The sequence below is a fragment of the Stenotrophomonas sp. Ker107b genome (assembly GCF_053847245.1).
The window spans coordinates 345,518-358,420 of sequence record NZ_JBSPHX010000001.1; the positions used below are offsets into that span (position 1 = coordinate 345,518).

10 protein-coding genes are annotated in these 12,903 nt (G+C 65.4%); 5 read left to right on the forward strand and 5 right to left on the reverse strand.

What is annotated here, in order from left to right; translation table 11 throughout:
• Window positions 1-201: 201 nt before the first annotated feature.
• The 5 genes from ACWV8V_RS01790 to ACWV8V_RS01810 form a co-directional block, all read right to left on the reverse strand.
• Window positions 202-3,279, reverse strand: coding sequence for an efflux RND transporter permease subunit (locus tag ACWV8V_RS01790; protein WP_455898789.1), 3,078 nt, complete (start codon window positions 3,277-3,279; stop codon window positions 202-204).
• Entirely contained in the window at window positions 3,276-4,376 is a 1,101-nt protein-coding gene (locus tag ACWV8V_RS01795) for an efflux RND transporter periplasmic adaptor subunit (protein WP_455898790.1), read from the reverse strand. Before ACWV8V_RS01795 ends, ACWV8V_RS01790 begins: the two co-directional genes overlap by 4 nt.
• Before the next feature lie 48 nt (window positions 4,377-4,424).
• Window positions 4,425-5,057: a TetR/AcrR family transcriptional regulator C-terminal domain-containing protein gene (locus ACWV8V_RS01800; protein WP_259261379.1), complete on the reverse strand. Its 633-nt coding sequence runs from the start codon at window positions 5,055-5,057 to the stop codon at window positions 4,425-4,427.
• Between the two features lie 75 nt (window positions 5,058-5,132).
• Window positions 5,133-6,467, reverse strand: coding sequence for a GGDEF domain-containing protein (locus ACWV8V_RS01805; protein WP_259261380.1), 1,335 nt, complete (start codon window positions 6,465-6,467; stop codon window positions 5,133-5,135).
• On the reverse strand, window positions 6,464-7,270 hold the full coding sequence (locus tag ACWV8V_RS01810) for an alpha/beta fold hydrolase (RefSeq protein ID WP_455898791.1): 807 nt from the start codon (window positions 7,268-7,270) through the stop codon (window positions 6,464-6,466). Before ACWV8V_RS01810 ends, ACWV8V_RS01805 begins: the two co-directional genes overlap by 4 nt.
• A 187-nt stretch (window positions 7,271-7,457) precedes the next feature.
• Here ACWV8V_RS01810 and ACWV8V_RS01815 point away from each other — a divergent pair, with 187 nt between their 5' ends.
• The 5 genes from ACWV8V_RS01815 (at window position 7,458) to cyoD (ending at window position 12,845) form a co-directional block, all read left to right on the forward strand.
• Window positions 7,458-8,462, forward strand: coding sequence for a 2-hydroxyacid dehydrogenase (locus ACWV8V_RS01815; RefSeq protein WP_455898792.1), 1,005 nt, complete (start codon window positions 7,458-7,460; stop codon window positions 8,460-8,462).
• Window positions 8,463-8,789: 327 nt separating this feature from the next.
• A complete protein-coding gene (cyoA, locus tag ACWV8V_RS01820; protein WP_455898793.1) occupies window positions 8,790-9,851 on the forward strand; it encodes a ubiquinol oxidase subunit II in 1,062 nt (353 codons plus the stop codon).
• A gap of 8 nt (window positions 9,852-9,859) precedes the next feature.
• Window positions 9,860-11,857 (forward strand): cytochrome o ubiquinol oxidase subunit I, encoded by a 1,998-nt coding sequence (gene cyoB, locus ACWV8V_RS01825; RefSeq protein WP_259261420.1) that lies wholly within the window; start codon window positions 9,860-9,862, stop codon window positions 11,855-11,857.
• Window positions 11,858-11,877: 20 nt separating this feature from the next.
• On the forward strand, window positions 11,878-12,495 hold the full coding sequence (cyoC, locus tag ACWV8V_RS01830; protein WP_429000562.1) for a cytochrome o ubiquinol oxidase subunit III: 618 nt from the start codon (window positions 11,878-11,880) through the stop codon (window positions 12,493-12,495).
• On the forward strand, window positions 12,495-12,845 hold the full coding sequence (gene cyoD, locus ACWV8V_RS01835) for a cytochrome o ubiquinol oxidase subunit IV (protein ID WP_019184497.1): 351 nt from the start codon (window positions 12,495-12,497) through the stop codon (window positions 12,843-12,845). The genes cyoC and cyoD overlap by 1 nt, the downstream gene beginning before the upstream one ends.
• Window positions 12,846-12,903: the final 58 nt, after the last annotated feature.

Genomic DNA, 12,903 nt, shown 5'->3' on the forward strand with positions numbered 1-12,903 from the left:
CATAACTTTGTCGATGAGACTTCGATGGCGGATGGCGCATCTGTACATGCTGCATTTTGAAGTGCAACCGTATCTATGCAGCAGGTGATGCAGCCAGCGTCAGCTTGGCAGCAGGCTCAATTTCTGCTCCGGACACCACATGCAGCAAAAAGCCCCGGCATTGGCCGGGGCTTTTTGTTTGTGGCGAAGCCGACAGTCACCTCACTCCGCACCACTCCCCGCCGGATGCGAAGACCGCCGCCGGAACTTCCGCGACAGCCAATCGCCCGCATCATCCACCACGGTGAAGGCCGCCGGAATCACGATCAGGCTCAGCAGCGTCGAGGTGATCAGGCCACCGATCACGGCGATCGCCATCGGCGCACGGAAGCTGGAATCCCCGGCAAAGCCCAGCGCGATCGGCATCATGCCCGCGCCCATCGCCAGGGTGGTCATGATGATCGGCTGTGCACGCTTGCGGCAGGCATCGATCAGCGCGTCGTGCTGGCTCATGCCGTGCTCGTCTTCGGCCATCACCGCGTAGTCCACCAGCAGGATGGAGTTCTTGGTGGCGATGCCGATCAGCATCAGCAGGCCGATCAGCGCCGGCAGCGAGAGCATGTTCTGCGTGATCAGCAACGCGCCGAACGCACCGCCGGCCGACAGCGGCACCGCCGCCAGAATGGTGACCGGCATCAGCGCGTGGTTGAACAGCAGCAACAGCACCATGTAGATGCAGATCAGTCCGGCGGCCATCGCCAGCATGAAGCCGATGAACAGCTCGACGAACACTTCCGCATCGCCGGTGTTGAGGAAGGTCACGCCCGGTGGCAGCTGTTTGACGCCCGGCAACGCCTGCACTTCGGTCATCACATCGCCCAGCGGGCGACCGTTGAGTTCGGCGGTCAGGGTCACGTTGCGCTGGCGCTGGTAGCGCGAGATCTGTGAGGGACCACTGCCTTGCTGGATATCGGCGACAGCCGCCAGCGGCACCGGGCCATTTCGGCCGGGCACGCGCAGCTGGCTGATCAGGCCCGGGTTGGCGAGGGTGGCTTCGGCAAAGCCGACCCGGATCGGTACCTGCCGGTCGGGCAGGTTGAGCTTGGCCAGGCGCTGCTCGTAATCGCCCGCCGTGGCGATGCGGGCGGCCTCGGCGATATCGGCAGTCGCCACACCCAGGTCCGCGGCGCGGGCGGGGTTCGGCACGATCTGAAGTTCCGGGCGCAGCAGCGAGGCGGTGGAGGTGACGCTGCCCAGGCCCTGGATGCCGCGCAGGTCGCGCTCCAGCGAGGTGGCGGCATCCTGCAGGCGTTGCGGGTCGTCACCGGAGAGCACCAGCTGCAGCAGGTTGCCGGGCTCGGAGCTGACATAGCTGACGCGCACGCCGGGCAGATCGGCCAGACGCTCACGCGCCTCACGTTCCAGCACGCGCTGGTCGCGGTCGCGCCCGTCGGCGCTGCCCCAGTCCAGCACCAGGGTCGCCTTGCGCGGCTCACCGACGCCAGTCGCACCCGGGTCGCCCAGGTCGAGCACGCTGCCGACGGCGGTATAGACCTGTTTGAGTTCGGGCATGTCCTTGAGCAAACCGCGGGCGTGTTCGGCGACGGCCACGGTCTCCTGCAGGCGCGTGCCCGGCGGCAGTTCGAGATTGAGGTTGCTGCGGCCCAGATCGGACTGCGGGATGAAGGTGGCCGGGATGAACGGCACCAGCGCGAGCGACGCGACGAACAACCCGGTGGCCAGCCACAGGGTGCGGCCGCGATAGCGCAGTGCGGCGTCCACCCAGCCCAGGTACCACGTCATCAGCCTGGATTCCGGCTTCTCCTCGCCATGCGGCTTGAGCAGGTAGGCGGCCATCATCGGGGTGAGCAGGCGGGCCACCAGCAGCGAAAACAGCACGGCGGTGGCGGCGGTCCAGCCGAATTCGCGGAAGAACTTGCCGGCGATCCCGGGCATGAAGGCGACCGGCACAAACACCGCCGCCAAGGTCAGCGAGGTGGCGATCACCGCGTTGCCGATCTCGCCGGCCGCTTCGCGTGCAGCTTCCAGCGGCGGCTTGCCCATGCGCAGGTGGCGCACGATGTTCTCGATCTCCACGATCGCATCGTCCACCAGGATGCCGACCACTACGGAGAGCGCCAGCAGCGTGATGATGTTGAGGGTGAAGCCGAAGAAGTACATCACCGCGAACGTCGGAATGATCGACAGCGGCAGCGCCAGCGCCGACACCCAGGTCGCGCGCCAGTCGCGCAGGAACAACCACACCACCAGCAGCGCCAGCAGTGCGCCTTCCCAGAGCATGGTCATCGAGGAATCGTAGGAGCGGTGGGTCTCGTCGATCGCCGTGGTGACCAGGCGGAAGTCGATGCCCGGATGCTCGGCCTTGATCTTGTCCAGCGCGTCATGCACGCCGGCCTCCACCTTGACCTCGCTGGAGCCGCGGGTGCGCGACATCGAGAACGCCACCACGCCCTTGCCGTCCAGCAGGGCGGCCTCGGTGGGATCGGCAGCGCCGTCGGTCACCGTGGCCAGCGTGGAGAGCCGCACGGCGCGCCCGTCCGGCAGGGCGATGGAGTAGTCGCGCAGTGCCTGTGCGTCACCGACCGTGCCCAGCGTGCGGATGGTCTGCTGCGCGCCTTCGACCTCGGTCTTGCCGCCGGCACGCTCGACCTGGATGCGGGCCAGCTGCTGGGAGACATCGCCGGCGGTGATGCCCATCGCGATCAGCGCATTGGGATCCAGATCCACGCGCACCTGGCGCTGCACGCCGCCCACGCGGGTGACGCGCGCCACACCGGGCACGCCGTACATCGCACGCGAGATGTCACGGTCGACGAACCAGCTGGCCTCATCGGTGGTCATGTGCGGGGCGACCAGCGCGTAGGTCATCAGCGAGCCGCCGATATCGACCTTGGATATCACCGGTTCCTGGATGTCCTGCGGCAGGTCGGTACGGATGCGGGTAACCGCATCACGGGTGTCATCCAGCGCGGTCGCCAGATCGGCTTCCAGCTGGAATTCGATGGTGGTGGTGCTGACGCCTTCGCTGACCGAGGACATCACACGCTTGACGTTGTTGACGGTTGCCACCGAGTCCTCGACCTTGCGGGTCACCTCGGCCTCCAGCTGGCTGGGCGAGGCGCCCGGCTGGGTGACGGTGACGGTGGTCATCGGGAAGGCGATGTCGGGGAAGCGCGCTACCGGCAGCTGATGGAAACCCCACAGGCCGGCCACGCACAGCACGAAGAAGATCAGCAGCGCGGGCAGGGGGCGGTTGATCGCCCAGGCGGAGATGTTCATCGTGCGGCGGCCTTGGTCGCGGTTACCACACGCACGCGGTCGCCCTCGCCGAGGAAGCCGGCGCCATCCACCACGACCTGGTCACCGGCCTTCAGACCTTCAAGGATCGCGGTGCGGCCCTGCACGGCCTGGCCGGTGCTGACGCGGTGGCGGGTGGCCTGCTGCTTGTCGTTCACGGTGAACACGTAGTTGTGGCCGTCGCGCTGCACGATCGCGGCGGTCGGGATGGTCAGCACTGGGCCGTCGCCGGTGACGATGCGGCCATCCACATAGATGCCCTGTTTGAGCGGGCCGGGCGTGGGCAGGTCGGCGTAGATGGTGCCGGTGCGGGTCTGCCCATCGACACCCGGGGTGACCGCGCGGATGCGGCCGCTGACCACTTGGCCGCCGTACGGCAGCTCCACGGTGTTGCCCACGGCGACATCCGCCAGCTGGTTCTCCGGCAGCTCCGCACGCCACTCCAGGCGGCCGTCGCGGATCAGGCGCAGCAGCTCGGTACCGGCGGAAACCACCTGGCCCGGCTGCACCAGGCGCTTGGAAATCAGGCCGTCGGCCGGTGCGCGCAGGTCGGCGAAGTCGCGGCGCAGTTTGGCGGCATCGCGCGCGGCACGTGCGGTGGCGGTCTGCGCTTCGGCGTTGATGCGCGAGGCGCGCAGCTCATCCAGGCTGCTTTCACTGATCAGCTGCTGGGCGGCCAGCTTGGCGCTGCGCTCGTAGTTCATGCGGGCCAGCTCCTGCGAGGCCTGCGCCTGTCGCAACGAGGCGTCGGCCTGCGCCAGCTCGCTGTCCAACGTGCGATGGTCCACCTGCAGCAGCACCTGGCCCTGCTTGACCCATTGCCCCACATCCACCAGCAACGCAGTCACGCGCTGGCCGCTGATCTCCACGCCAAGCTGCATTTCTTCATAGGCAGTGACCGGCCCGGAAACCAGCACCGTGCGGGCCATGGTCTGCTGCTGCGCGGGCGCCAAAGAGACAGGCAGCGCCGAGCTGGCAGCGGCGACGTCGGCCGAGGCCTTGTCGTCCTTGCCGCCACACGCGGACAGCAGCGCGACAGCCAGGATCAGGGAGAAACTGCGGAAGGAGGGTGCACGCATTGAGGGGCTTTCCGGGTCGGAACAGCGGGAAAAAGAAGGAGGGGGGAATCAGGCGTCGCGGGACAGATGCAGCTCGATGCCATCCAGCATCAGGCCCAGCCCCTGCTCGAAGCGCGCGTCGAAATCGACTTCGCTCCACACGTCACGGGCCTGCCAGCAATGGGGGAAGCGCGCCTCGGCCAGCGCCATGAAGGCCTCACCGAGCGCCTCCATGCTGCCGTCGCCGGGCCAGGACTGCTCCTCGATGACGAAGCCCATCGTGTAGTACACCAGGTCCATCGAGGTGGTTGCAGCGAAGCGTGCCGAGGCGCCCGCGCCGATCAGCGCGGCGATGCTCGCCTCACCCACCCGCAGCACGTTTTCGGTGGCCAGGAACGTGCCGGCATACACCCGAGCACCGTCGCGGCGGGCCTTGAAGGCCAGGCGGAACTCGCGCCCGATCTGCAGCAGGGTCTGCCGCCACGGCTGTCCCGCGGGAAACGCACGGGCGACGTCGCAGATCATGGCGTCGGCCATGGCGTCGATCAGCGCCTGCTTGCTCTTGAAGTGCCAGTACAGCGAGGGCGCGCGGATGCCCAGCGAGCAGGCCACTTTGCGCAGCGTGATGCCCTCCAGCCCATCCTCGTCGAGGATCCGGAAGGCTGCCTCGACGATGTTTTCCCGCGCGATGGGTTGACGCACTGTGGGTGGCCTAACGATGTTAGGCGACGAATCTAACAGTGTTAGGCTGACGCGGACAAGTGCCGCCCGAGCGGCTCAGAGGTCGACCGGCGCCAGCTGCAGCGCCGCCATCCGGACCTGGTTCCGGCCGCTGGTCTTGGCCTCATACAGCGCCTCATCCGCGCGGGAGATCAGGTCCTCCAGCAGTTTCTGGTCGCCGCCCGGCAACGCCTCGCCGATCGCCCCACCGACGCTGACGGAGACGGAGATCCGGTCGCCGCCCACCAGGATGGGTTCAGCGGCCACCGCATGGCGCAGGCGTTCGGCAGCGGCGGGAATCTCATCCACGGCGGACGCGGCCAGCAGGGCAATGAACTCCTCGCCGCCGAAGCGGGCAAACAGGTCGCGCTCGCGAAGGGCGTCCCGGCAGCGCCTGGCCACGACCTTGAGGACTTCATCGCCGGCGGGATGGCCGTAGGTATCGTTGATCTTCTTGAAGTGATCCACGTCCACCATGAGCACCGCCACAGCGCGGCCGTTCGCTTCGCGGGCGGCGATGATCTGGGCCGAGCATTCCTCGAAGTGCCGTCGATTGGGAACACCGGTCAAGGGATCGGAGGAGGCGAGGCGGCGCAGTTCGGCGGCCATCAGCAGATCGGCGGTGACGTCGGTGAACAGCCAGATGCGCCCGTGCGCCCCGTTGCCGCGCACCGGGTGGGTGTCCACCTCCAAGGTTCGCTCGCCCAGTGTCCAGTTCAGCGTCGCGGCGAACTGATCGTTGTTCATCTGGGCGCTGTAGGCCAGCTCCAGTTCGGTGTGGTTGTCGCAGCGCTGGCGCAGAGCGCGCATCGGGCCGGCGAGATCCGCGGCGCGGTGATTGCCGGCGATGCAGCCAAGCAATGCCGCGGCGTGCTCGTTGACCGCAGCACCGACACCGTCGCCGTCGATCAGGACAATCCCGGCTGGCACGCTGTCGAACAGATCGAGGAACTGATTGCGCACGATGACCTGCCGGGCGGCCTCGCGGCGTGCGGACAACAGGCGTGCCACGCTCTTTGCCAGCAGGCTCATCTGCCCGGTCAGCCCGACGGGCGCCGGTTGGTTTCGCCAGAGCAGCAGCAGGCCGCTGAGCGGTGCCCCGTGCGAGGGGGCCGGGACGTAGAGCAGGCGGGCGGGGAGGCCTTCCAGCGCATGGATCACCGCGGTCGGCAGCCGGAACCCCGCCGCGTCGACGGCGTCATCGCCCCAGGTGTGCTCGAACAGGCCGCTGCGCGCCAGGTTGAAGCTCGACGAGGGCAGCGCCGGTGCTGCGGCAGCCCAGGTCGCCCTGCCGCCGTCTTCCACCTCCATCGCCATGACCAGGTCGGCGTGGGAGGCGAGGCGGGCAAACTGGCACAGGGCGGCGAGCGCTTCACTGTCGGACGTGGTCACAGCGCCGTTCCGCCCAGGCGCCGTTCCAGAATGTCCACGACGTCGTTCGGCGCGGTCATATGCGGGAGATGCCCGGAGGCATCGATCACATCGAGCGTAGCGTCGTCGATCGCGTTGGCCAGCCATTCGCCGACCGCGACCGGCACGGCGATGTCGTGCGCGGTCTGGATGAGGTGCACTGGCGTGGAAACCCGCGCAGCCAGGCTGCGTAGATCGGAGGTGAAGATCGTGCGCGACGTATTGAGTGCGATATCCGGGCGCATCTGGAACAGCGTGTTGGAGAAGTCGGCGACAACCGCGCTGTCGTCAACGCCTACGACCATCGGGGCGAAGCCTGCGATCCAGGCCTGGTAGTTGGCGCGCATGCTCTCGAACAGTTGCTCCAGGTCCTGCGGCTTGAAGCCGCCGGTGTAGCCGGCGTCGTCGAGATAACGCGGCGACGCACCGATGATGACCAGTCGCTCGAACAGCTCCGGCCGAGCAACGGCGGCGGCCGCGCCGATCATTCCGCTCATCGAGTGGCCGATGTACGTGCAGTTGTGCACGTCCAGCTCGTCCAGGATGTCGAGCAGATCGTCGGCATAGCCGAACAGCGAGCCGTGACGTTCGAAAACGTAGGTCTGCGCACCTTTCGGACCGCAGCCGGCAAGATCGAAGGAGATCACATCAAAGCGTGCTTCAAACCAAGGGCGCAGGGTGTTCCATGCGGTCTGATCGGTGCCAAAGCCGTGTGACAGGATCGCGACTGATTTGCCCGCACCGCTACGGCGCCCGTTGAACCGCTCGAAACTTTCCACGCACATCCACCCATGGCGTCTTGCAAGGGGCGAATACTAGGTCACGGGCGCGCGCGGGTCCAACGCGCGAACAGGACCCATCGGCGTGGCGGTCCAGCTGAGAAGGCGGGCAGTCAGGGACACGGAAGGCTCCAGGCAGTTGGCCGGAGTGTACTGCGGTATCGTCAGGCTCGAACTCCCGGGGATCACCCTCATGAAGATCGCAGTATTCAGCGCCCGCCCGTACGACCAGCAGTTTCTCGATGAGGCCAGCCAGCGCCGCGGGGCAGGGCAGCTGTTCGAGTTTCTGTACTTCGATGCCGCGCTGGATCTGCATACCGCGGCGCTGGCGCAGGATTGCGAGGCGGTCTGTGTGTTCGTGAATGACCGGCTGGATGCCCCGGTACTGCAGGCGCTGCAGGTGTTGGGGGTACGCGCGGTGCTGCTGCGCTGCGCCGGCTTCAATAATGTCGACCTGGCGGCGGCGGGGCAGCTGGGCCTGTTCGTGGCCCGCGTGCCCGCGTATTCGCCGGAGGCCGTGGCCGAGCATGCGCTGGCGCTGGTGATGACGCTCAACCGCCGGACCCACCGCGCCTACAACCGGGTGCGCGAGGGCAACTTCATGCTCGATGGCCTGCTGGGCCGCACGCTGCATGGCAAAACGGTGGGCATCGTCGGCACCGGGCAGATCGGCCTGGCCACGGCCCGTATCTTCAACGGGATGGGCTGCACCGTGCTGGGCCACGATCCGTATCCGTCGGCGGCGTTCGCCGCGATCGGCACGTCGGTCGCGCTGGACGAGCTGCTCGCCCGCTCGGATGTCGTCTCGCTGCACTGCCCGCTGACGCCGGAGACCCATTACCTGATCGACGATGCGTCACTCGCCGGGATGAAGCCCGGGGCGATGCTGGTCAATACCTCGCGCGGTGGGCTGGTGGATACCCATGCCGTGATCCGCGCGCTGAAGTCACGGCGGCTGGGGCATCTGGCCATCGATGTGTACGAGCAGGAGAGCGGGCTGTTCTTCCAGGACCGGTCCGGCGACATCATCGACGATGATGCGTTCCAGCGGCTGATGACCTTCCCCAATGTGCTGGTGACCGGGCACCAGGGCTTCTTCACGGTGGAGGCGCTGCAGGAGATCTCCGAGATCACGCTGTGCAACCTGACGGACTTCGCCACTGGGGCGGCCTGTCCGAATCAGGTGCTGGCCGCCTGAGCGGCGCTGCCGGTGACGCCGGCCGCCGGGGCGTGTACGGTGGCCACCCGCTGGCGCCCTGCGGATGACTCGTTCATGTCTATACAAGGGGCGGAATGTTGCCGAATCGGGTGATTGCCCGGCACTGCGACAACGTGTCGCAGCCCAAAACAGGCCTTTCCTGCGCTGGATCATTGTCAATGCCTTTCTTAAATGATGCATGACGGCCTAAAATTAGAAGGCTGACATGATCGTCCTCCGTGCCTGTCCCCTTGGACCGGCACCACCGGCTTTGGCTGGGACGGAGGCGGGCTTGAACTGGCATTCCCTACGCAATTGGATCGACCGATGATTCCGTTGAACCCCCTTGGACGCTTCCTGCGTCCGGGCCTGCTGTTTGCGTTGTCCGTGTTCCTGACGGGCTGCAACTCGGCCATCCTCAACCCCAAGGGCCAGATCGGCCACGACGAGAAGACCCTGCTCATCACGGCGACCGTGCTGATGCTGCTGGTTGTCGTGCCGGTCATCATCATGACCCTCACCTTCGCGTGGAAGTACCGTGCGACCAACACCAAGGCCCGTTATGAGCCGAAGTGGTCACACTCCACGGCCATCGAAGTGGTGGTCTGGTCGATCCCGTGCATGATCGTGCTGGTGCTGGCCGTGCTGACCTGGCGTTCCTCGCACGCGCTGGATCCGTACCGTCCGCTGGACTCGGACAAGAAGCCGGTGGTGATCGAAGCCATCTCGCTGGACTGGAAGTGGCTCTTCATCTATCCCGAAGAGAACATCGCCACCGTCAACGAGATCACCTTCCCGGTCGATACCCCGCTGAACTTCAAGATCACGTCCGATACGGTGATGAATGCGTTCTTCATTCCGCACCTGGGCAGCATGATCTACTCGATGACGGCCATGGAGACCAAGCTCCACCTGATCGCCAACGAGACCGGTGAGTTCCCGGGCATGTCCTCGCACTACAGCGGCGCGGGCTTCAGCAAGATGCATTTCTCCGCACACTCGGTGACCGAGGCGGAGTACCAGCAGTGGCTGACCAAGGTGCGTGGCGAAAGCGCGACCCTGGACAAGACTGCCTTTGCTGCGCTGACCGCCGAGAAGAACCACGACTGGCACCCGGTGACCTACTTCGGTACCACCGAGACCGGCCTGTTCGACTGGGTCATCGCCAAGCACATGGGCGACAACCAGCATTACGGCATGAAGCACGACCACAAGGCCATGAAGCATGACGGCGCCGAGGGCGAAAGCCACGCAGGCCACGCCATGCCGGCCGGGGAATCGCACGACGGCCACGCGATGGCTGAAGGCGATGCTGCTGCACACGCCGAACACACTGCAGACGAGCACGCCGCAGCCGGTCACACCGGTCACGGCGGCTCGGGAGAATGACCATGAATCTGTTGGGTAAACTCACCTTTGCCGACATCCCGCATGACCCGATCATCATCACCACGCTGATCGGCGCGGGCATCGGTGGCATGCTTTTGTTGGCCCTGATCACCAAGTTCAAGCTGTGGGGCTATCTCTGGAAGGAGTGGTTCACCTCGGTGGACCACAAGAAGATCGGCGTGATGTACCTCATCGTCGCCTTCGTCATGCTGCTGCGCGGCTTCGCCGACGCGATCATGATGCGTGTCCAGCAGGCCATGGCCGCTGGCGGCAACGAGGGCGTGCTGCCCCCCCATCACTACGACCAGATCTTCACCGCCCACGGCGTGATCATGATCTTCTTCGTGGCGATGCCGCTGATCACCGGCCTGATGAACGTCGTCGTGCCGCTGCAGATCGGCGCACGCGACGTCGCCTTCCCGTTCGTCAACTCGCTCAGCTTCTGGCTGTTCGTGGCGGGCGCGGGCCTGGTGATGATCTCGCTGGGTGTCGGTGAGTTCGCGCAGACCGGTTGGCTGGCCTTCCCGCCGTTGTCAGGCAAGGAATACAGTCCAGGGGTAGGTGTCGATTACTACATCTGGGGCCTGCAGGTGGCAGGCCTGGGTACCACGTTGAGCGGCATCAACTTCTTCATCACCATCTTGAAGATGCGTACCCCCGGCATGAAGCTGATGCAGATGCCGGTGTTCACCTGGACCGCGCTGGTCACCAACGTGCTGATCATCGCCGCCTTCCCGGTGCTGACCATCACCCTGGTGCTGCTGACCCTGGACCGTTACCTGGGCACGCATTTCTTCACCAATGATGGTGGCGGCAACGCCATGCTGTACATCAACCTGATCTGGATCTGGGGTCACCCGGAAGTCTATATCCTGGTCCTGCCGGCCTTCGGCGTGTTCTCCGAGGTCATCGCGACGTTCTCGCGCAAGGCGCTGTTCGGCTACAAGGGCATGGTCTACGCCACCGCCTGCATCGGCGTGCTGTCGTTCATCGTGTGGCTGCACCACTTCTTCACCATGGGCTCGGGTGCCAACGTCAATGCCTTCTTCGGCATCACGACGATGATCATCTCGATCCCGACCGGCGTGAAGATCTTCAACTGGCTGTTCACCATGTTCCGCGGTCGCGTGCAGTTCACGACCCCGGTGCTGTGGACGATCGGCTTCATGGTCACCTTCACCATCGGCGGCATGACCGGCGTGATGCTGGCGATCCCGGCCATCGATTTCGTGCTGCACAACAGCCTGTTCCTGATCGCCCACTTCCACAACGTCATCATCGGCGGCGTGGTGTTCGGCATGTTCGCCGGCATCACCTACTGGTGGCCGAAGATGTTCGGCTTCCGCCTCAATGAAACCTGGGGCAAGCGCGCGTTCTGGTGCTGGTTCATCGGCTTCTATGTCGCGTTCATGCCGCTGTACATCCTGGGCTTCATGGGCATGACCCGCCGCATGCAGAGCTACCCGAACCTGGAATACCAGCCGCTGCTGATCATCGCCATGTGCGGTGCCTTCATCATCGGCGCCGGCATCCTGTGCCAGGTGATCCAGATCGCCGTGTCGATCCGCGACCGCAAGAAGACCGCCGACCTGACCGGCGATCCGTGGGATGCCCGTACGCTGGAGTGGGAAACCTCTTCGCCGCCGTCGTTCTACAACTTCGGCTCGCTGCCGCGCGTCAACGAACTGGACGAGTTCTGGGAGCGCAAGCAGCGTGGTGAGGCGTGGGAACGCCCGGCCAAGTACACCGACATCCACATGCCGCGCAACACCGGCACCGGTGTGGTGATCGGCGCCTTCAGCCTGGTATTCGGCTTTGCGATGATCTGGCACATCTGGTGGCTGGCCATCGTGGGTCTGGTCGGCATGATCGGTACCTTCATCTGGCGCACCTTCGACAAGGACGTGGATTACTACGTGCCGGCCGCGGAAGTGGAGCGGATCGAAAATGAGCACCGTCGCCACCTGGTGGCGCAGGGCCTGGTGAAATCGGAGCTGAAGGCATGAGCACCACTATCCCCAACACCATGAACCCTGGGCACGCCGCGCACGCGGCGGCCCACGGCCATGACGACCACGAGCACCACGACACCGGCGGCAATACCGTCTTCGGTTTCTGGGTGTACCTGATGAGCGATTGCCTCATCTTCGCCACCCTGTTTGCGACCTACATCGTGCTGTCCGGCGGCACCGACGGTGGCCCCGGCCCGAAGGACCTGTTCGAACTGTCCTTCGTCGCCTGGGAAACCACGCTGCTGCTGGTCTCCTCGCTGACCTTCGGCCTGGGCATGATCGCCATGCACAAGCAGAAGGTGGGCCAGATGTACGCATGGCTTGCACTGACCTGGCTGCTGGGCTTCGGCTTCATGTGCATGGAAGTGTGGGAGTTCAACCACCTGATCCACCAGGGCTACGGTCCGGACCACAGTGCCTTCCTGTCGGCGTTCTTCGCGCTGGTGGGTACCCACGGTCTGCACGTGACCGCGGGTCTGCTGTGGCTGCTGATCATGTTCATCCAGATCAAGCAGAACGGCCTGACCCAGACCAACAAGACCCGCATGGCGTGCCTGAGCCTGTTCTGGCACTTCCTGGATCTGATCTGGATCGGCGTGTTCTCCGTCGTCTATCTGAATGGAGCGCTGTAATGGCCGCACATGACAATCACGCACACGATCATGGCCACGGTGCCGCCGGCGAAAGCCACGGCAGCGTCAAGTCCTACCTGATCGGCTTCCTGCTGGCCGCGGTGCTGACCATCATCCCGTTCTGGGCGGTCATGCATGGCGACCTGCCGCGCTTCACCACCGGCGTCATCATCGTCGTTGCGGCGGTGCTGCAGATCCTGGTGCACCTGGTGTTCTTCCTGCACCTGGACCGCTCCTCGGAACAGCGCTGGAACGTCAGCGCGGCGGCCTTCACCGTCGTGGTGATCGGCATCATCGTTGCCGGTTCGCTGTGGGTCATGCACAACATGAACGTGCACATGATGCACTGACGTCTTCGCGACGTTGCCACACGCAGAAAGGCCGCCCTCGGGCGGCCTTTCTGTTTGG